The 19654-nt window shown below is 65.2% G+C and carries 17 protein-coding genes; 15 read left to right on the top strand and 2 right to left on the bottom strand.

The annotated features are described in order from the left end of the window. Positions 1–3 precede the first annotated feature (3 nt). From L0U84_RS01055 to L0U84_RS01045, 3 genes are all read left to right on the top strand, one after another. Complete coding sequence (locus L0U84_RS01055) at positions 4–777, top strand: SDR family oxidoreductase (RefSeq protein WP_233846469.1); 774 nt, start codon at positions 4–6, stop codon at positions 775–777. A gap of 3 nt (positions 778–780) precedes the next feature. Then, positions 781–1599: a helical backbone metal receptor gene (locus tag L0U84_RS01050; RefSeq protein ID WP_233846467.1), complete on the top strand. Its 819-nt coding sequence runs from the start codon at positions 781–783 to the stop codon at positions 1597–1599. Positions 1600–1900: 301 nt separating this feature from the next. Continuing rightward, positions 1901–3487: an ABC transporter substrate-binding protein gene (locus L0U84_RS01045; protein WP_233846465.1), complete on the top strand. Its 1587-nt coding sequence runs from the start codon at positions 1901–1903 to the stop codon at positions 3485–3487. Positions 3488–3587: 100 nt separating this feature from the next. Here the strand turns inward: L0U84_RS01045 and L0U84_RS01040 are convergent, their stop codons facing one another. After that, a complete protein-coding gene (locus L0U84_RS01040; protein ID WP_233846463.1) occupies positions 3588–4661 on the bottom strand; it encodes an MBL fold metallo-hydrolase in 1074 nt (357 codons plus the stop codon). A gap of 158 nt (positions 4662–4819) precedes the next feature. Between L0U84_RS01040 and L0U84_RS01035 the strand changes: the two genes are divergently transcribed. The 11 genes from L0U84_RS01035 to bioB all read left to right on the top strand — a co-directional run bounded on the left by L0U84_RS01035 (position 4820) and on the right by bioB (position 17552). Continuing rightward, positions 4820–5224 (top strand): MerR family transcriptional regulator, encoded by a 405-nt coding sequence (locus L0U84_RS01035; RefSeq protein WP_233846461.1) that lies wholly within the window; start codon positions 4820–4822, stop codon positions 5222–5224. Between the two features lie 49 nt (positions 5225–5273). Then, on the top strand, positions 5274–7091 hold the full coding sequence (aceK, locus tag L0U84_RS01030) for a bifunctional isocitrate dehydrogenase kinase/phosphatase (protein WP_233846459.1): 1818 nt from the start codon (positions 5274–5276) through the stop codon (positions 7089–7091). Positions 7092–7163: 72 nt separating this feature from the next. Further along, complete coding sequence (locus L0U84_RS01025) at positions 7164–8372, top strand: acetyl-CoA C-acetyltransferase (protein ID WP_233846451.1); 1209 nt, start codon at positions 7164–7166, stop codon at positions 8370–8372. 27 nt (positions 8373–8399) lie between these two features. Beyond that, complete coding sequence (locus L0U84_RS01020) at positions 8400–9077, top strand: SDR family oxidoreductase (RefSeq protein ID WP_233846449.1); 678 nt, start codon at positions 8400–8402, stop codon at positions 9075–9077. A gap of 67 nt (positions 9078–9144) precedes the next feature. Further along, positions 9145–10275, top strand: coding sequence for an acyl-CoA dehydrogenase family protein (locus tag L0U84_RS01015; protein WP_233846447.1), 1131 nt, complete (start codon positions 9145–9147; stop codon positions 10273–10275). A gap of 7 nt (positions 10276–10282) precedes the next feature. Further along, the gene (locus L0U84_RS01010) at positions 10283–10738 is read left to right on the top strand and encodes a YchJ family protein (protein WP_233846445.1); all 456 of its coding nucleotides are present in this window, start codon (positions 10283–10285) and stop codon (positions 10736–10738) included. 623 nt (positions 10739–11361) lie between these two features. Then, positions 11362–12669 (top strand): dienelactone hydrolase family protein, encoded by a 1308-nt coding sequence (locus L0U84_RS01005; protein WP_233846443.1) that lies wholly within the window; start codon positions 11362–11364, stop codon positions 12667–12669. A 448-nt stretch (positions 12670–13117) separates the two neighbouring features. Beyond that, entirely contained in the window at positions 13118–14479 is a 1362-nt protein-coding gene (gene bioA, locus L0U84_RS01000; RefSeq protein WP_233846441.1) for an adenosylmethionine--8-amino-7-oxononanoate transaminase, read from the top strand. Continuing rightward, on the top strand, positions 14479–15663 hold the full coding sequence (bioF, locus tag L0U84_RS00995) for an 8-amino-7-oxononanoate synthase (RefSeq protein WP_233846432.1): 1185 nt from the start codon (positions 14479–14481) through the stop codon (positions 15661–15663). Before bioA ends, bioF begins: the two co-directional genes overlap by 1 nt. Further along, on the top strand, positions 15660–16400 hold the full coding sequence (gene bioD / locus L0U84_RS00990) for a dethiobiotin synthase (protein WP_233846430.1): 741 nt from the start codon (positions 15660–15662) through the stop codon (positions 16398–16400). The genes bioF and bioD overlap by 4 nt, the downstream gene beginning before the upstream one ends. 51 nt (positions 16401–16451) lie before the next feature. Next, positions 16452–17552 carry a biotin synthase BioB gene (bioB, locus tag L0U84_RS00985; RefSeq protein WP_233846428.1) on the top strand — a complete coding sequence of 367 codons (1101 nt, stop codon included), beginning with the start codon at positions 16452–16454 and terminating at the stop codon, positions 17550–17552. 173 nt (positions 17553–17725) lie between these two features. On the opposite strand, the gene L0U84_RS00980 is transcribed toward bioB, so the two are convergent. Next, positions 17726–18328 carry an RBBP9/YdeN family alpha/beta hydrolase gene (locus tag L0U84_RS00980; RefSeq protein ID WP_233846426.1) on the bottom strand — a complete coding sequence of 201 codons (603 nt, stop codon included), beginning with the start codon at positions 18326–18328 and terminating at the stop codon, positions 17726–17728. Positions 18329–18643: 315 nt separating this feature from the next. On the opposite strand from L0U84_RS00980, the gene L0U84_RS00975 reads away from it, so the two are divergent. After that, positions 18644–19585, top strand: a complete 942-nt coding sequence (locus L0U84_RS00975) for a 2-hydroxyacid dehydrogenase (RefSeq protein ID WP_233846424.1) — start codon at positions 18644–18646, stop codon at positions 19583–19585. Positions 19586–19654: the final 69 nt, after the last annotated feature.

Genomic DNA, 19654 nt, shown 5'->3' with positions numbered 1-19654 from the left:
GGTATGACCTCACCGCTGAAGGTTTTCATTACCGGCGCTTCGAGCGGCATCGGCCTCGCGCTCGCCGGCGAATACGCACGGCGCGGCGCGATTCTCGGCCTAGTCGCCCGTCGCGGCGACGCGCTCGCCGCATTCCAGCAGTCCCATCCCCAGAACACCGTGTCGATCTATGCGCTCGACGTGCGCGACGTGGAAGCGCTCGCCGATGCGGCCGCGCGCTTCATCGCCGAGCACGGCCTGCCCGACGTCGTGATCGCCAACGCCGGCATCAGCCGCGGCGCGCTGACCGGTCACGGCGATCTGCGCACGTTCCGCGAGGTGATGGACATCAATTACTTCGGCATGGTCGCCACGTTCGAGCCGTTCGCCGCCGCGATGGCCGACACGAAACGCGGCACGCTGGTCGGCATTGCGAGCGTCGCCGGCGTGCGCGGCTTGCCGGGATCGGGCGCGTACAGCGCGTCGAAGTCGGCGGCGCTGAAGTATCTCGAAGCATTGCGCGTCGAAATGCGGCCGTTCGGCGTCGGAGTCGTCACGATCGCGCCGGGCTACATCCGCACGCCGATGACCGAGCACAATCCGTACAACATGCCGTTCCTGATGGACGCCGACCGCTTCGCGGCGAAGGTCGCGGGGGCGGTCGAACGGCAGACGTCGTTCGCGGTGTTTCCATGGCAGATGCGCGTGGCCGCGATGCTGCTGCATGTGCTGCCACGCTGGCTCTACGACCGCGTGTTCGAACGCGCGCCGCGCAAGCCGCGCGCCGCCACCGAGTAATTCATGCAGCCCCGTGCGGTCGATGCAGCCGGCGTCGCGCACGAATCCGCGGGCGCCGACGCGCGCATCGTGTCGCTGGTGCCGAGCCTCACCGAAACGCTGTTCGCGCTCGGCCTCGAGCGGCAAATCGTCGGGCGCACCGGCTTTTGCGTGCATCCGCGCGACAAGGTCCGCGCGGTGCCGAAGGTCGGCGGCACGAAAGCCGTCAAGCTTGACGCGATCCGCGCGCTGCGCCCCACCCACCTGATCGTCAATATCGACGAAAACGAACGCGACACCGTCGAGCAACTGCGCGCGTTCGTGCCGCACATTGTCGTCACCCATCCGCAAACGCCACCCGACAACCTCGCGCTGTACGCGCTACTCGGCACGATCTTCGGACGTGAAGACGAAGCGCGGAGCCTCAGCGGCCCGCTCGAAGCGCGTCTGCGCGAAGCCGCCGCTCACACGTTCGCCGCGCAAAACGTGCTGTACCTGATCTGGCGCGAACCGTGGATGAGCGTCGCGCGCGACACTTACATCGCCGCGATGCTGCGCCTCGTCAACTGGCACACACTGCCCGAGGTGCGCGGCGGCAACTCGGGCGCCGAGCGTTACCCCACGCTCGACTTCGACGCCGCGCCGTGGCTCGCGCAAGTCGACCGCGTGCTGCTGTCGAGCGAGCCGTATCGCTTCACGACCGCGCATCGCGATGCGCTCGCGCGCGATCCGCGTCTCACCGGCAAGCGCATCGAACTGATCGATGGGGAAATGACGTCGTGGTACGGCGTGCGCGCAATCGATGGCATCGGCTACCTGCTGCGCCTCGCCGCGGCGGACTGAGGCGGTCTGACGCGGCACCATGGCCGTGCCGCCCCATATGGATATGTCGATTAAATTGTTGTCGCCATAATGGCCCTTCGATAAGCTTTCGCCAAGGCGCGCCGCCAGCCAGGCCTCGAAGGCCGGCCGGGAGACACGCAAAGGCCGCAGGCCGGGATCGCCCGACCTGCACGGCGGCGCCGGGAACGTATCACAATCGTGGCGACGCGCGCGCCGGGACCGCTCACCTGCCCCGCTCACGCCTCGCCGCCATAAACACAACCAGACGCACTGCCTGACTGCGCTCGTTACCGGAGATCCTATGCGCTTCAAACTGCTCGCAGCCGCCATCCTGCTCACGGCGCCCGCGCTCGTCCTCGCCAAACCGCTGACCGTCTGCACCGAATCGAGCCCTGACGGCTTCGACGTCGTGCAGTTCAATTCGCTCGTCACGACCAATGCATCGGCCGACGTGATCTTCAACTCGCTGGTGTCGTTCGACGAAGCCGCGAAGAAGGTCGTGCCCGCGCTCGCCGACAAGTGGGAAGTGAGCCCCGACGGCCTGACCTACACGTTCCACCTGCGCCCGAACGTGCAGTTCCAGACCACCGACTACTTCAAGCCCACCCGCGCGCTGAATGCCGATGACGTGATCTTCACGTTCGACCGCATGCTCAACGACAGCAATCCGTGGCACAAGGTGGCCGGCGCGAGCGGCTTCCCTCACTCGCAATCGATGGGGCTGCCGAAGCTGATCAAGGCGATTACCAAGGTCGACGACAACACGGTCAAGTTCGAGTTGAACGAGCCGAACGCGACCTTCGTGTCGATCCTGACGATGGGCTTCGCGTCGATCTATTCGGCCGAGTACGCGGACCAGTTGCTGAAGGCCGGCAAGCAGGTCGACCTGAATGCGAAGCCGATCGGCACCGGCCCGTTCGTGCTGAAGAGCTATACGAAAGACGCGGTGATCCGTTACGACGCGAACCCGACCTACTGGGGGCCGAAGCCGAAGATCGAGCGCCTGATCTATGCGATCACGCCGGACGCGACCGTGCGCGCGCAGAAGGTGAAGGCTGGCGAATGCCAGATCGCGCTATCGCCGAAGCCGCAGGATCTCGCCGACGCGAAGAACGACAAGTCGCTCGCGATCGTGCAGACGCCCGCGTTCATGACGGCTTTCGTCGCGCTGAACACGCAGCAGAAGCCGCTCGACAACCAGAAGGTGCGCGCCGCGCTGAACATGGCGTTCGACCGCACGACGTATCTGAAGACCGTGTTCGACAACACCGCGACGCCGGCGGTGAACCCGTTCCCGCCGAATACGTGGAGCTACAACCACTCGATCAAGGGCTGGCCGTACGACCCGGCGAAGGCGAAGCAGTTGCTCGCCAGCGCGGGCTTTCCGAACGGCTTCGAAACGACCATCTGGGTGCGTCCGAACGGCAGCGTACTGAATCCGAATCCGAAGGCCGGTGCCGAACTGCTGCAGGCCGACTTCGCGAAGATCGGCGTGAAGGCGGAAGTCAAGGTGATCGAATGGGGCGAGCTGATCAAGCAGGCGAAGCAAGGCCAGCATGACTCGCTGTTCATGGGCTGGGCCGGCGACAACGGCGATCCGGACAACTATCTGTCGCCTCTCTTCAGTTGCAACGCGGTGAAGTCGGGCATCAACTTCGCGCGCTTCTGCGATCAGGATCTCGACAAGCTGATCGCCGACGGCAAAGCGACGGCCGATATCGCCAAGCGTACGAAAGCCTATGAAGCCGCGCAGCAGATCATCCACGACGAAGCGCTGTGGATCCCGCTCGGCTATCCGACCGCCGCCGCGATCACGCGTACCAACGTGAGCGGATATCACGTGAGTCCGTTTGGGCGGCAGAATTTCGGGGCGGTGGTGGTGCAGTGATTTCGCGCTGCGACTGAATCAAGCTCGGCGCGTCAACAAAAAGCCCGGTTGCGTAGAAGCGCAGCCGGGCTTTTTTATCGGCGGATCGAATTGAACAGGATCACACCGCGGTGAATCGAATCACCCCGTCCGCATCCTGCGTCCGCTTCAAATCCCCCGACCGCCACAGCAGATGCAAATGCGCGAGCGCCTCGCCCAGCGCGAACGTCATCTGATGGATATCGAGTTGGCGCTTGAACATCAACGGCACGATATCGGCGGCGCTGCGCGGCTTTTCCGCGCACGCTTCGCGCACTTCGGCGAGCCGCGCGACGTGGTGCTCGCGCAGTTGCCGAATGCGCGTGCGCACGCCGCGAAACGGCTTGCCGTGCGACGGCAGCACGAGCGTATCCTCAGGCATCGTCTCGTAGCGGCCGAGCGACTCCAGATACAGTTCGAGCGGCGAGCCCTCTGGCTCGATATCGAACACCGACACGTTGGTCGAAATGCGCGGCAGCACCATGTCGCCGGAAATCAGCGTGCCGGTTTGCCCGCAGTACAGCGCGCAGTGTTCCGGCGAGTGGCCGAAGCCCGTCACCACGCGCCACGTCCTGCCGCCGATCCTCACGTCCTCGGCTTCGCGCAAACGGCGGTATTGCCCCGGAATCGCCGGCACGAGGCTCGAGTAATAACTCTTGCGATTGCGCAGTTTCTCGAGCGATTCGGCGTCGTTCAGACCGTGCCGCGCGAAGTGCCGCGCCGCGGCCTCACCGCCCGCGTTCGAGCCGTCGCCGGTCGCCATCACACGCGCCTGCATGTATTCGCCGAGCGTCATCCACAGCCGCGCATCCCAGCGCTGCTTATCGCCGCCGCCGCACACCCAGTGCGCGAGGCCGATATGATCCGGATGGCAATGCGTGACGATCACGCGCAGCACCGGCAGCCCGTCGAGCACCGAGTCGAACACGCTCTCCCAATTCGCTTTGATCGTGTCCGACGTAATGCCGCAATCGACCACGGTCCAGCCTTGCTGTCCGTCGATCTCATCGCGCAGCAGCCACAGGTTGATATGGTCGAGCGCGAACGGCAGCGGCATGCGCAGCCACAGCACGCCGGGCGCGACTTCCATCGTGCGGCCCGAGTCGGGCATCGTGTCGTTGAAGGGGTATTGGAGTTGATGTTCGAGTGCATTCATGGGGACTGTCTTCCTCCGACGACCCTGCGGCATGGCGAGGTGTGCGATGCCGGTCGGCCTGGTTGTGGTTGCTTTCCGCTCAGGTTGACGATAACGTAAACGTCGATTCTATCGTCCAATCCGGTTTTGTGCCGGCCAAGCGGCCACGAGATGTCCCGATGAATACGCAATACACGATCACCGAACTCGCGCGCGAATTCGACGTCACGCCACGCGCGATCCGTTTCTACGAAGACCAGGGTTTACTCTCGCCGAGCCGCGAGGGCTCGAGCGGCTTGCGGCGCGTCTATTCGGGCCGCGACCGCACGCGTCTGAAGCTCACGCTGCGCGGCAAGCGGCTTGGCTTCACGCTGTCGGAGATCCGCGACCTGCTCGACGTCTACGAGTCGCCGACCGACACCGTGCCGCAGTTGAATGCGTTTCTCGCGACGGTCACGCGTCATCGCGAAGTGCTCGAACGTCAGCGCGAAGATCTCGACGCGACGCTCGAAGATCTCGCGCAGTACGAAGCGCAAGCGCGCGCGCTGCTCGATGGCGCGAGCCATGACGCGAAGCCCGCCTGAATTGGCCTGAAGCTGCCTGACTCTGACCGGCGTTTGCGGAGCGCGCGTGATGAATCACTTCCCCAAGCTGTTATCGTCGCAAATCGGTTTCGACGTCGCGCAGACGATGCTCGAAGGGTTCGACCATCACTACCGGATCTTTCGCGACGCGGCGATCCATGCGAAGACGCTGTTCGAAGCCGGCGACTGGCATGGCCTGCAAAAGCTCGCGCGCGAGCGCATCACGTCGTACGACGATCGCGTGCAGGAATGCGTGCAACTGCTCGAAGACGAGTACGACGCGGAGAACATCGACGGCGAAGTGTGGCAGCAGATCAAGCTGCACTACATCGGTCTTCTGACCACACACCGTCAGCCCGAATGCGCGGAAACGTTTTTTAATTCGGTCTCCTGCAAGATCCTGCACCGCTCGTATTTCAACAACGATTTCATTTTCGTGCGCCCGGCGATCTCGACCGAATACATCGAGAACGACGAGCCGGCAGCGAAGCCGACCTACCGCGCGTATTACCCCGGAACCGACGGACTTACCGCGACGCTCGAGCGGGTCGTCACGAACTTTCAGCTCGATCTGCCGTTCGAGGATCTGACGCGCGACGTCGCCTGCGTGATGCAGTCGATTCACGAAGCTTTCGGCGCGTTCGACGAAGCGCCGAATTTTCAGATTCACGTATTGTCGTCGCTGTTTTATCGCAACAATGCGGCGTATATCGTCGGGCGCATCATCAATGGCGACGCGCTGCTGCCGTTCGCGGTGCCGCTGCGGCATGTGAAACCGGGCGTGCTCGCGCTCGACACGGTGCTGCTCAAGCGCGAGCAGTTGCTGATCATCTTCAGCTTCTCGCACTCGTATTTTCTGGTCGACATGGAAGTGCCGTCCGCGTATGTCGAGTTTCTGCGCACCGTGATGCCGGGCAAGCCGAAGGCGGAAATCTATACATCGGTGGGTCTGCAGAAACAGGGCAAGAATCTGTTCTATCGCGATCTGCTGCATCACCTCAAGCATTCGAGCGACCGCTTCATCATCGCGCCCGGCATCAAGGGGCTCGTGATGCTGGTGTTCACGTTGCCGTCGTTTCCGTACGTGTTCAAGCTCATCAGGGACAATTTTCCGCCGCCGAAGGAGACCACGCGCGCGCAGATCCAGCAGAAGTATCTGCTCGTCAAACGTCATGACCGGCTCGGCCGCATGGCCGACACGCTCGAATATTCGAGCGTCGCGCTGCCGCTCGCGCGACTCGACGAGACGCTGTTGCGCGAACTCGAGAAGGAAGTGCCGTCGCTGCTCGAGCACGACGGCGAGAACCTCGTGATTCGCCATATGTACATCGAGCGACGCATGGTGCCGCTCAATCTGTTCCTGCAGAACGGCAACGACGACGACATCGAACACGGCATCAAGGAATACGGCAACGCGGTGAAAGATCTGATGCAGGCGAACATCTTCCCCGGCGACATGCTGTACAAGAACTTCGGTGTTACGCGTCACGGCCGCGTCGTGTTCTACGACTACGACGAGATCGAATACCTGACCGACTGCAACGTGCGCGCGGTGCCGCCGCCGCGCAACGAGGAAGACGAAATGTCGGACGAGCCGTGGTACGCGGTCGGTCCGCACGATATTTTCCCGGAGACGTACGGCACGTTCCTGCTCGGCGATCCACGCGTGCGGCGCTCGTTCATGCGGCATCACGCGGATTTCTTCGAACCTGCTTTGTGGCAGCAGCACAAGGATTCATTGTTGAAGGGCGAGCTGCCAGACTTTTTCCCGTACGACCAGAGCGTGCGCTTTTGCGTGTGCTATCCGGAGCGGTTCGCCGAGGCGCCCGATGCGCCGGCGGACGAGCCAGATGTGCGCGTGGCCTGATGAATCCCACGAGGGTTCGCAGCAGGCCACGCGCGGCAGTAGCCATCCAAGCTATGACCAAGGAGCTCGAACATGAGTGACGCAAACCACAGTGGTATCAACGCCGATCCGATCGTGATCGTCAGCGCGGCGCGTACGCCGATGGCCGGTTTTCAAGGCGACTTCGCGTCGCTGACGGCGCCCCAACTCGGCGCGGTCGCGATCAAGGCAGCCGTAGAGCGCGCGGGTCTGAAGCCCGAGCAGATCGACGAGGCGGTGATGGGCTGCGTGCTGCCCGCAGGACTCGGCCAGGCGCCCGCGCGCCAGGCCGCGCTCGGCGCGGGTCTGCCGCTCGCCACCGGCTGCACGACGGTCAACAAGATGTGTGGCTCCGGCATGCGCGCGGCGATGTTCGCGCACGACATGCTGGCCGCGGGCTCGCTCGACGTGATCGTCGCGGGCGGCATGGAGAGCATGACGAACGCGCCGTATCTGCTGCCGAAAGCACGCAACGGCATGCGCATGGGCCACGGCCAGGTGCTCGACCACATGTTCTACGACGGCCTCGAAGACGCGTACGACAAAGGCCGTCTGATGGGTACGTTCGCCGAGGAATGCGCGGCGTCGTTCGACTTCACGCGCGAGGCGCAGGACGCGTTCGCGGTCGAGTCGCTGAACCGCGCGAAGCGCGCGAACGAGGACGGCTCGTTCGACTGGGAAATCGCGCCGGTCACCGTCGCGGCCCGCAAGGGTGACGTCACGATCGCGCGCGACGAGCAGCCGTTCAAGGCGAACCTCGACAAGATCCCCACGCTGAAGCCCGCGTTCAGCAAGACCGGCACCGTGACGGCGGCGAATTCGTCGTCGATCTCGGATGGCGCGGCCGCGCTCGTGATGATGCGCGAGTCCACCGCGAAGCGGCTCGGCGTCACGCCGCTCGCGCGCGTCGTCGGTCATTCGACCTTCGCGCAGGAGCCCGCGAAGTTCACCACCGCGCCGGTCGGCGCGATCCGCAAACTGTTCGGGAAGAACGGCTGGCGCGCCGGCGAGGTCGATCTGTACGAGATCAACGAAGCGTTCGCGGTCGTCACGATGGCCGCGATGAAGGAACACGATTTGCCGCACAACAAGGTCAACGTGAACGGCGGTGCGTGCGCGCTCGGCCATCCGATCGGCGCCTCGGGTGCGCGCATTCTGGTCACGCTGATCGGCGCGCTGAAGAAGCGCGGTCTGAAGCGCGGCGTCGCGACGCTGTGTATCGGCGGCGGCGAGGCGACCGCGATGGGTATCGAACTGATCTGAAGCGTCGGTAAAACTTCGAGGAATACGATGAAAACAGTGTTGATCGTCGGTGCGTCGCGTGGCATCGGCCAGGAATTCGTGCGGCAGTACAGAAAGAGCGGCTGGCGCGTTCTCGCCACCGCGCGCGACGGCGCCGCGCTCGACGCGCTCAACGAACTCGGCGCCGAAACCTTCGCGCTCGACGTCACCGCACCCGAAGAAATCGCGGCGCTCGGCTGGAAGCTCGACGGCGAACGGCTCGATGCCGCGATCCTGGTGTCGGGCGTGTACGGCCCGCGCACCGAAGGCATCGAGACGATCACCGCCGAGGACTTCGATCACGTGATGCACACCAACGTGCGCGGCCCGATGCAGTTGCTGCCGGTCCTGCTGCCGCTCGTCGAGGAAGCGGACGGCGTGCTCGCGGTGATTTCGAGCCGCATGGGCAGCATCGCCGATGCGAGCGGCACGACCGGCTGGCTGTATCGCGCGAGCAAGGCTGCGCTGAACGACGTGCTGAAGCTCGCGTCGCTCGACGCGCAGCGCGCGACCTGCGTGTCGCTGCATCCCGGCTGGGTGCGCACCGACATGGGCGGCGCGCAGGCCGCGCTCGATCCGGTGCGCAGCGTCGCCGGCATGCGCGAGGTACTGGCGCAGGCGGCGGCATCGCGCGACGCGTTCCACGGCCGCTTCTTTCAGCACGACGGCACGCAGCTCGACTGGTAGACAACGACATTGCATGGGGCCGGCGTGAGTGCTGAAGCATCAACGCCGGCCGACAGGAGACACGCTCATGGTGCTTGACCAGGATCACCTGATGGTGCGCGACGCGCTGCGCACCTTCGTGCGCGAAGCGATCACGCCGTACGCGGCGCAATGGGACCGCGAGCGCACCTTTCCGCGCGACGTACACCGCCAACTCGCGGAGCTCGGCGCCTATGGCGTGCTGGTGCCCGAAACGTACGGCGGCGCCGGCATGGATGCGCTCGCGCTCGCGCTGATCCTCGAAGAAATCGCGGCCGGCGACGGCGGCACGTCGACCGCGATCTCAGTCAACAACTGCCCGGTGTGCAGCATCCTGCTCACCTATGGCAACGACGCACAGAAGCGCGACTGGCTCGCGCCGCTCGCGCGCGGCGAGATGCTCGGCGCGTTCTGCCTGACCGAGCCGCAAGCGGGCTCGGATGCGTCGGCGCTGCGCACCACCGCGACGCGCGACGGCGACGCGTACGTGCTGAACGGCGTCAAGCAGTTCATCACGAGCGGCAAGAACGGCGACGTCGCGATCGTGATGGCCGTCACCGACAAAGCCGCCGGCAAGCGCGGCATCAGCGCGTTCATCGTGCCCACCAGCACGCCGGGCTACGTGGTCGCGCGTGTCGAGGACAAGCTCGGTCAGCATTCGTCGGATACCGCGCAGATCGTGTTCGACGAGTGCCGCGTGCCGGCCGCGAATCTGATCGGCGCGGAAGGCGAAGGCTACAGGATCGCGCTGTCGGGTCTCGAAGGCGGGCGCATCGGTATCGCCGCGCAAAGCGTCGGGATGGCGCGCGCCGCGTTCGAGGCGGCGCTGACGTACGCGAAAGAACGCGAGAGCTTCGGTGCGCCGCTGTTCTCGCACCAGGCGGTGCAGTTCCGGCTCGCCGACATGGCGACCCAACTCGAAGCCGCGCGTCAATTGATCTGGCACGCGGCGTCGCTGAAGGACGCGGGCCAGCCGTGCCTGACCGAAGCCGCGATGGCGAAGCTGTTCGCCTCCGAAGCGGCCGAGCGCATCTGTTCGGCCGCCTTGCAGATTCACGGCGGCTACGGTTATCTGAGCGACTTCCCGGTCGAGCGGATTTACCGCGACGTGCGCGTGTGCCAGATCTATGAAGGCACCAGCGACATCCAGAAGATCCTGATCGCTCGCGCGCTCAACTGAAATTTCCATGAACAAGCCATTGTTGTCACAGCAAAGACCTCTCGACTGTCCGTGCGGCGGCGCCGCGCCCGACGCACGCGAGGGCAGCGCGACCAAAGCTCCGCGTTTCGCGCAATGCTGCGGCCGCTACATCGACGGCGGCGAAGCGGCGCCGCGCGCGCTCGAACTGATGCGCTCGCGTTACAGCGCGTACGTGCTCGGTGCAACCGATTACCTGCGCGCGACGTGGGACCCCCGCACCTGCCCCGCCGATATCGACACCGACCCCACAGCGCCCGACGCGCCCCGTTGGCTCGGACTGCAGATCAAAGCGTTTGCCGCGAGCGACGCCGATCACGCGACCGTCGAATTCATCGCCCGCTACAAAGTTGGGGGACGTGCGCATCGGTTGCATGAATTGAGCCGCTTCCTCCGTGGCGATGATGGCCGCTGGCGATATGTCGATGGCGACGTCGACGGGTAAATCACTAGCTCGCAGCGATTAAGTAATCGCTGCATTACACGATGAAGCTTTCTCGTGTCTTTCGCCGCCTCACGAAAAGATTCATAAAAGGCCCTTTTTTAAGGGCTTTTTTTGCGTTCGGCTCACGCAGTTTTTTCGTTGGCCTCGCACCACAGCACTTACACGACCTTTACTCGCCGCCTCCCGCCACATGTCCCCGGCCCTTGCCCGGCAAGGCTTTGAAGCCTCGTTCGCACATGCAGCAATTTTTTCGTCGCGGGTTCTCCTTGATTGCACAAAACAAAATTGTCGTGCCAGTATGAGTCCGTAGTTTCGTGACGTCACATTGCGAGAGCGGGTCATACCTGCTCCGCAACATGCAAAGGAAGCCTGGCCGGCCGCTAATCGAAAGCGCGCCGCGCGGACTCCGGCAGCATCGAGTGACGCTCATCCTCGGCGCGTGGGGTCGCGTCGGCCGTTGGGTTCATCCCGTGCGATCTCGATTTGCGTGCGTGCGCTTCCCGCACAACGTACGCGAGTGAGTCTGTTTGTGTCGAAAACGCGAACGAAAGCTGAATGTCAGCAGCGTTTTGCGCAACCGGACAGCGCGGAGTTCAGGACAGGTCTTTCAAGCAGGTGCGTAGATGGTGTTGAGCAAGGTTCTGACGAAGTGTGCGGCGATTTGCGCCGCGGCCACGTGTGCTGTCACGATCGCGCACGCCGATCCGCTCGCCTACTCGTCCCATTCGGTGCAGAACGCGACACCGACCAGCGACACCCAGGGACCGCTGTCGAGCGCCCGCGTGCCGCGCCTCACGCTTGACGACGACGTCTACCTGCCCACCGCTCACCTGAACGAAAAGATCATCCGCGTGCCGGTCGACGCCGCCGGCACCGTCACGCTCGAAACCACGATCTACAAGCCGGACGGCGCCGGCCCGTTCCCGATGATCGTGTTCAACCACGGCAAGATTCCGGGCGATCCGCGCACGCAGGAACGCAGCGACCCGCTGCCGTTCGCGCGCGAATTCGTGCGCCGCGGCTACGTGGTCGTCGCGCCGAACCGACAGGGCTTCGGTCACTCGGACGGCGCGTACGAGCAGGACGGTTGCGACGTCGAGCGCAATGGCCTCGGCCAGGCCAGCGACGTCGCCGCGACGATCGATTACATGTCGAAGCAACCTTATGTCGACGCGACGCACATCGCGGTGGCCGGCACCTCGCATGGCGGTCTTGCGACGATCGCATACGGCACCGAAGCGGCGCCCGGTGTGCGCGCGCTGATCAATTTCTCGGGCGGCCTGCGCCAGGACGCCTGCGAAGACTGGCAAGGCAATCTGACGCGCGCATTCGGCGCGTACGGCGAGAAGACCGCGGTGCCGTCGCTGTGGCTGTACGGCGATAACGATTCGGTGTGGAACGCGCCGCTCGTCGCGGGCATGTACGCCGCGTACCGCGCACACGGCGCGAGCGTGAAGATGGTCGACTTCGGCAATTACAAGAACGACGCGCATCGGCTGGTGGGTGACCGCGACGGCGTGCACGTGTGGTGGCCGGCGGTCGAAGCGTTCCTCGCGCGCGCCGGTATGCCGACGGCCGTGCAGTATCACGTCGCCGATCCGGCCGCGCCGAAGGCAACCGACTTCGCCGCGCTCGACGCGGTCGACGCGGTGCCGTTCCTCGACAATGAGGGCCGCAATGGCTATCGCAACTTCCTGCATCAGTATCCGAGCCGCGCGTTCGCGGTGTCGGATTCGGGCGCGTGGTCGTGGGCCGAGGGCGGCGACGATCCGATGTCGGTGGCGGTGAAGAACTGCCAGAAGCAGAGCTCCGATCCGTGCCGGCTGTATGCGGTCGATAACGCGGTCGTGTGGGGCAACCAGAACTCGCAGACGGCCGATGCGGGTGGTGCCGATGAGAATGGCCGGCGCGCGATTGCGAGCCGGGAGTGAGGCACGCATAGCGTCTGGCTCGGAGTTCGATTCCGCCGTATCGAAGACCCGCTGATTCAGCGGGCCTTTTTGCTTTTGCATCGCCATTGCAACATCACCGCAGCGAGCGTTCACGCCAAGCGCCCGCAAAAAACACCTTCCCACCGCAAATTCTCGCCAGTAATAGCCCATTACTTTGACGTCGCTATCTACGTCGATTTGCGAGCTTCCATCCCGAAGTGAAACGAGCTGCGTCGAACAGCGCCAAACCTCGATGCCGCCTCGAAAAACGCGCATTTTGCCGTTGATGCGCGCGAGCCAATAAACCGCTAATCTCGACCCCGCGCACTCGCCGAGGCTCGTATGCCGCGGGCGGTAATGGTCTGCGGAACAGCGTGAAAGCCCTCCAAAAAAGGGCTTGAAAACGCCCTCGCGCGTACGTGGCAAAAAAGCACCCTGGAGTACCTCTTTGGAAAAATCAGCAGCCCTCCCGGTCGCCCCTGAAGATTGGGTCGCCCGCAGCCTGCGCGCGGTGTGGCATCCGTGCACGCAGATGAAGCACCACGAACGTCTGCCGCTGATCCCCGTCGCGCGCGGTCAAGGCGCGTGGCTGTACGATCGGGCCGGTCATCGCTATCTCGACGCGATCAGTTCGTGGTGGGTCAATCTGTTCGGTCACGCGAACCCGCGCATCAACGCGGCGCTGAAAGATCAGCTCGACACGCTCGAACACGCAATGCTCGCCGGCTGCACGCACGAGCCCGCCGTCGAACTCGCGGAACGTCTGCACGCGTTGACCGGCGACACGCTCGGCCACGCGTTCTTCGCGTCGGATGGCGCGTCGGCGGTCGAGATCGCGCTGAAGATGAGCTTTCACAGCTGGCGCAATCGGGGCTACGCCGACAAGCAGGAATTCGTCTGCATTGCCAACAGCTACCACGGCGAGACGATCGGCGCGCTCGGCGTGACCGATGTGGCGCTATTCAAGGACGCCTACGATCCGCTGATTCGTCACGCGCACGTCGTCGCCTCGCCCGATGCGCGGCTCGCGCAAGCGGGCGAAACCGCCACCGACGTCGCGCGCCGCGCGCTCGACAATGTGCGCGCGCTGTTCGAGGCGCGCGCGAACCGCATCGCGGCGCTGATCGACGAGCCGCTGGTGCAATGCGCGGCCGGCATGGCGATGCACGACCCGTCGTATGTCGCCGGATTGCGCGCGCTGTGCGACCAGTACGGCGTGCATCTGATCGCCGACGAAATCGCGGTCGGCTGCGGCCGCACCGGCACGTTCTTCGCGTCCGAGCAGGCTGGCGTGTGGCCGGACTTCCTGTGTCTGTCGAAGGGCATCAGCGGCGGCTATCTGCCGCTGTCGATCGTGCTGTCGCGCGACGAGATCTTCGCGGCCTTCTATCACGACGATACCGCGCGCGGCTTCCTGCACTCGCATTCGTACACCGGCAATCCGCTCGCGTGCCGCGCCGCGCTCGCGACGCTCGATCTGTTCGCGAGCGACGACGTGCTCGCGAACAACGCACGCAAATCGGCAACCCTGAAAGCCGCGCTCGCGCCGCTTGCGGAGCACCCGCAGGTGCGCAATCCGCGTCAGCGCGGCACGATCTTCGCGTTCGATACGGTGATCGACGATCCTGAGCAAGCCAAAACATTCTCGCGCCGCTTTTTCGAAAACGCGCTGCAGCGCGAGCTATTGCTGCGCCCGATCGGCACCACCGTGTACCTGATGCCGCCTTACATCCTCGACGACGAAGAACTCGCGCTGCTGGCCGCGCGCACGCGTGACACCTTCGACGCCACGCTCGCGGAGGCCCGCTGATGCATCTGCTCGACACACTTGCCGAAGGCCTGAAGGAAATCGACGCGCGCGGCCTGCGTCGACGCCGCCGCACCGCGGACACGCCGTGTGCCGCGCACATGACGGTCGACGGCCGCGACATCATCGGCTTCGCGAGCAACGACTACCTGGGCCTCGCCGCACATCCGCGGTTGATCGAGGCGATCGCCGAAGGCGCGCGCCTGTATGGCGCGGGCAGCGGCGGCTCGCATCTGCTCGGCGGTCATTCGCGCGCGCATGCGCAACTCGAAGACGATCTCGCGGCATTCGCCGGCGGCTTCGTCGACGATGCCCGCGCGCTGTATTTCAGCACCGGCTATATGGCGAATCTCGCGACGCTGACCGCGCTCGCGGGCCGCGGCACGACGCTGTTCTCCGATGCGCTCAATCACGCGTCGCTGATCGACGGCGCGCGACTGTCGCGCGCCGACGTGCAGATTTACCCGCACTGCGATATGGATGCGTTGAGCGCGATGCTCGAAGCGTCGGAAGCGGACGTCAAGGTAATCGTCTCCGATACCGTGTTCAGCATGGACGGCGACATCGCGCCGCTGCCGCGTCTACTCGAACTCGCGGAGCGGCACGGCGCGTGGCTGATCGTCGACGATGCGCACGGCTTCGGTGTGCTCGGTCCGCAAGGCCGCGGCGCGATCGCGCAAGCCGCGCTGCGCTCGCCGCATCTGATCTCGATCGGCACGCTCGGCAAGGCGGCCGGCGTGTCGGGCGCGTTCGTCGTCGCGCACGCGACCGTGATCGAATGGCTCGTGCAGCGTGCCCGTCCGTATATCTTCACGACCGCGTCTGTGCCGGCGGCCGCGCATGCGGTGTCGGCGAGTCTGCGCATCATCGGTGGCGAAGAAGGCGATGCGCGCCGCGCGCATCTCCAGCAACTGATCGAGCGCACGCGCGCGATGCTGAAAGCCACGCCATGGCTGCCCGTCGATTCGCATACGGCCGTGCAGCCGCTGATCATCGGCGCGAACGATGCGACGCTCGACATCGCCGCGTCGCTCGATCGCGCGGGTCTGTGGGTGCCCGCGATCCGTCCGCCGACCGTGCCGACCGGCACGTCGCGCCTGCGCATCTCGCTGTCGGCCGCGCACTCGCACGCGGATCTCGACCGGCTCGAAGCCGGCCTGCAACAGCTCGGAGCGCGCGCGGCATGAGCAAGCTGAATCACGATGACGGCGCGCTGTCGTTGTTCGTCACCGGCACCGATACGGAGATCGGCAAGACGTTCGTGTCGTCGGCGCTCTTACGCGGCTTCGTGCGCGAAGGCCTGCAGGCGGCCGCGATGAAGCCGATCGCGGCGGGCGCGTTCGAGGTGAACGGCGTGCTGCACAACGAGGACGCGGATCAGCTCGATGCCGCGTCGAGCGTGCTGTTGCCGCCCGCAATGCGCACGCCGTATCTACTGAAGGAACCGGCCGCGCCGCACATCGCGGCCGCGCTCGAAAACGTCTCGTTCGATCTCGAGCATATCGTCGCGTGCCACGACCAGGCGCTGAAGCTTGCCGATGTCGTCGTCGTCGAAGGTGTCGGCGGATTTCGCGTGCCGTTGACCGCGACGCAGGACACCGCCGATCTCGCCGTCGCGCTGAAGCTGCCGGTGGTGCTGGTGGTCGGCATGCGGCTCGGCTGCATCAGCCACGCGCTGCTCACCGCCGAGGCGATCGTCGCGCGCGGTCTTACGCTCGCGGGCTGGGTCGCGAATCGCATCGACCCGGACATGACGTTCCCCGACGAAAACATCGCGTCGATTCGCGCACATCTCGCGCAAGCGTACGACGCGCCGTTGCTCGGTATCGTGCCGCATCTCAGCCCGCTGTCGCCGGAGCGTGCGGCCGAGCAGCTCGACATTCGACGGCTTCTGCAGACGCTGCGCCAATTGCGCGCGGCATAGCGCTGCCCGCAGCGCCGAACCCCATTTCATCCGTACACGAGGATCGATCACATGACACAACTGAACATCGCAGCAGGCGCCGCCGACACCAGCGCAGCCAACGCCACTCCGACTTCCGCCGCCACTGAAGCCAAGCCGCTCGCGCGCTGGCGCGTCGCGGATATCGTCGCGTTGTACGAACTGCCGTTCAACGATCTGCTGTTTCGCGCGCAGCAAACGCATCGTGAGCATTTCGACGCGAACGCCGTGCAACTGTCGACGCTGCTGTCGATCAAGACCGGCGGCTGCGAAGAGGATTGCGCGTACTGTCCGCAGTCGGTGCACCACGACACGGGCCTCGCCGCCGACAAGCTGATGCCGGTCGACGAAGTGCTCGCCGCCGCGAAGCTTGCGAAAGACAACGGCGCGACGCGCTTCTGCATGGGCGCCGCGTGGCGCAATCCGAAGGACCGCCACCTCGAACCGATCAAGGACATGATCCGCGGCGTGAAGGCGATGGGCCTCGAAACCTGCGTGACGCTCGGCATGCTGGAAACGCACCAGGCACACGCGCTGCGCGATGCGGGTCTCGACTACTACAACCACAACCTCGATACGTCGCCGGAGTTCTACGGCCAGATCATTTCGACGCGCACCTACCAGGATCGCCTCGACACGCTCGAGCGCGTGCGCGACGCGGGCATCAACGTTTGCTGCGGCGGCATCGTCGGGATGGGCGAATCGCGTCGCGAACGCGCGGGGCTGATCGCACAACTCGCGAACATGGAGCCGTATCCGGAATCGGTGCCGATCAACAATCTGGTGCAGGTGCAAGGCACGCCGCTGACGGGCACCGAACCGATCGACCCGTTCGAATTCGTGCGCACGATCGCGATTGCGCGCATCACGATGCCGCGCGCGATGGTGCGTCTATCGGCCGGCCGCGAGCAGATGGACGAGGCGTTGCAAGCAATGTGCTTCCTCGCGGGCGCGAATTCGATTTTCTATGGCGACCAGTTGCTGACCACGAGCAACCCGCAGGCGGAAGCGGACCGCAAGCTGCTCGCGCGTCTGGGCATTCGCGCTGAAGCGGCGCAGCAGATGCCGGTCGAGCAAAGTGGCTGCGAGCATGGGTGTGCGCATGGACATGGGGATCATGCGGTGACGAATTGAGCCGCTGAACCTGCCGCGACGCCTGGAAGTCGCATGCGCGAGGCGAGTGCGATCCAGAAAGCGGTCTCGCATCGTGATGACTGAACTGCACCCCGGAGGTTGGACATCGATCCAGTCTTCGGGGTGTTTTTCATGGCGCAGCGCGGCTCACCTTGCGCCGCGCCGCCGGGCTCTCACACGAACGCATGCTGCGCGGATTCGATCGCCTCTTCGCGAAAGCGCAGCGGCGCCGCGCAATGCACCAGCGTATCGATGAAGTACTTCGCACGCGGCCACGGTCCGAATCCCGCCGCGGTGTTGATATGCCCCGCATCGCCGAGATTGACGAACGCACTGCCGAAGCGCTGCGCGAGATCGCGCGCGTCGGCGAGCGTCATCCACGGATCGGTTTCGCTGCCGATCAGGATCGACGGCACGCCCAGGCGTCGCGCGTCGAACGGCCCCGCGAATTCGAACTTGCGCGGACTCGCGGGCGCGACGAACAGCACACCGGCCACGTCGCTCGCGAGCGCGCCCTGCTGCAGCGCATGCGCGGTCGCGAGGCAGCCGAAGCTGTGCGCGGCCAGCACGAACGGGCCGCGTTCGCGCGCGAGCAGTTCGCGCAACGACTTCGCCCATTGCGCGAGATCGGGCGCGTCCCAGTTGGCCTGCTCGACGCGCAATGAGCGCGCGAACTGCCGCTCCAGCCATGTTTGCCAATGCGCGCCTTCGCTGCCGTGCAGGCCGGGAACGGTGACGAGCCGTGGCGGCCAACTCGATCGGGTGCATGAAAGCATGTGCGTGCCTCGCTGCGCAGGGAATCCGGGCAACCATTGTCCCGCGCGCTCGCGCGTCGATGAACCAAGTTTTTGTGCTTTCGTTATCGGGCGATCGAACAAATGCGCGGGAACGCGCGAGCTCGGCGCCCACCACGGCATGCAGGTCGAAGCGCACGTCCGTGCGCAAACGCGCGCGATTTGCGTCGAAAAAGTAGAATGAAGCCTATCCATAACGGGAGGAGACCTGATGCTGCACGCGTCGTCCCATCGCCGCGGCGCGCTCACGGTCCGCCCCGTTCATGCTCACATCGACGCCGACGCATTCCGGACCGCATGAAAATACTCTTCTACGCACCGCACACCGAAGCCGCCGCCTGGCTGCACGACTTCGCGCGCGCTTTGCCCGCGGCCGAACTGCGCGAATGGCAGCCCGGCGACACCGCTCCCGCCGATTTCGCGGTGGTCTGGCGTCCGCCGCGCGAGATGTTGGCCGGCCGCACTACGCTGCGCGCGATCTTCAATCTCGGCGCCGGCGTCGATGCGATTCTCGCGCTCGAACGCGCGCACCCGGGCACATTGCCGCCCGAGGTGCCGCTGATTCGCCTCGAAGATACCGGCATGGGCGCGCAGATGGCCGAGTACGTGACGCACGCGGTGCTGCGCTATCTGCGCCGCTTCGACGAATATCAGGCGCTGCAACACGAGCGCCGCTGGAAAGTGCTCGACCCGCATCCGCGCGCGACGTTCACCGTGGGTGTGCTCGGGCTCGGCGTGCTCGGCACGCAGGTCGCGCAAACGCTCGCCTCGTTCGGCCTGCCGGTGCGCGGCTATAGCCGCGGCGCAAAGCGGATCGACGGCATCGCGACGTTCGCCGGCAACGCGCAGTTCGATAGGTTTCTCGACGGCGTGAAGGTGCTCGTCAATCTGCTGCCGCATACGCCCGACACTGAAAGCGTGCTGAACGCGCGAGTCTTCGCGAAGCTCGCGCGCGGCGCGTACCTGATCAACGTCGCGCGCGGCGCGCATCTGGTCGAAACGGATCTGCTCGCCGCACTCGCGAGCGGCCAGCTCGCCGCCGCGACGCTCGACGTCTTCCGCGAGGAACCGCTGCCCACCGATCATCCGTTCTGGCGCGAGCCGCGCATCACGATCACGCCGCACACGTCGGCGCTGACCTTGCGCGAGGACAGCGTCGCGCAGGTCGTGGACAAGATCGGCGCGATGATGCGCGGTGAACAGGTGAGCGGCGCCGTGCAGCTGGAACGCGGCTACTAAAGTGAAACCCGCGCTCGCGCGCGAGCGCAGGCGCGCGGGCTGAATTGAATTGCAGCAACGCGGCAGCAC

The sequence above is a fragment of the Paraburkholderia sp. HD33-4 genome, from assembly GCF_021390635.1.
Classification (GTDB): Bacteria; Pseudomonadota; Gammaproteobacteria; order Burkholderiales; family Burkholderiaceae; genus Paraburkholderia.
The sequence above is the reverse complement of the archived record's forward strand: the minus strand, read 5'-3'. Positions and strand labels throughout refer to the sequence as shown.

Bases quoted from the DNA above. Each gene is read 5' to 3' on its own strand.
- L0U84_RS01055 (WP_233846469.1), top strand. From the start codon at position 4: ATGACCTCACCGCTGAAGGTTTTCATTACCGGCGCTTCGAGCGGCATC.
- L0U84_RS01050 (WP_233846467.1), top strand. From the start codon at position 781: ATGCAGCCCCGTGCGGTCGATGCAGCCGGCGTCGCGCACGAATCCGCG.
- L0U84_RS01045 (WP_233846465.1), top strand. From the start codon at position 1,901: ATGCGCTTCAAACTGCTCGCAGCCGCCATCCTGCTCACGGCGCCCGCG.
- L0U84_RS01040 (WP_233846463.1), bottom strand. From the start codon at position 4,661: ATGAATGCACTCGAACATCAACTCCAATACCCCTTCAACGACACGATG.
- L0U84_RS01035 (WP_233846461.1), top strand. From the start codon at position 4,820: ATGAATACGCAATACACGATCACCGAACTCGCGCGCGAATTCGACGTC.
- aceK (WP_233846459.1), top strand. From the start codon at position 5,274: ATGAATCACTTCCCCAAGCTGTTATCGTCGCAAATCGGTTTCGACGTC.
- L0U84_RS01025 (WP_233846451.1), top strand. From the start codon at position 7,164: ATGAGTGACGCAAACCACAGTGGTATCAACGCCGATCCGATCGTGATC.
- L0U84_RS01020 (WP_233846449.1), top strand. From the start codon at position 8,400: ATGAAAACAGTGTTGATCGTCGGTGCGTCGCGTGGCATCGGCCAGGAA.
- L0U84_RS01015 (WP_233846447.1), top strand. From the start codon at position 9,145: ATGGTGCTTGACCAGGATCACCTGATGGTGCGCGACGCGCTGCGCACC.
- L0U84_RS01010 (WP_233846445.1), top strand. From the start codon at position 10,283: ATGAACAAGCCATTGTTGTCACAGCAAAGACCTCTCGACTGTCCGTGC.
- L0U84_RS01005 (WP_233846443.1), top strand. From the start codon at position 11,362: ATGGTGTTGAGCAAGGTTCTGACGAAGTGTGCGGCGATTTGCGCCGCG.
- bioF (WP_233846432.1), top strand. From the start codon at position 14,479: ATGCATCTGCTCGACACACTTGCCGAAGGCCTGAAGGAAATCGACGCG.
- bioD (WP_233846430.1), top strand. From the start codon at position 15,660: ATGAGCAAGCTGAATCACGATGACGGCGCGCTGTCGTTGTTCGTCACC.
- bioB (WP_233846428.1), top strand. From the start codon at position 16,452: ATGACACAACTGAACATCGCAGCAGGCGCCGCCGACACCAGCGCAGCC.
- L0U84_RS00980 (WP_233846426.1), bottom strand. From the start codon at position 18,328: ATGCTTTCATGCACCCGATCGAGTTGGCCGCCACGGCTCGTCACCGTT.
- L0U84_RS00975 (WP_233846424.1), top strand. From the start codon at position 18,644: ATGAAAATACTCTTCTACGCACCGCACACCGAAGCCGCCGCCTGGCTG.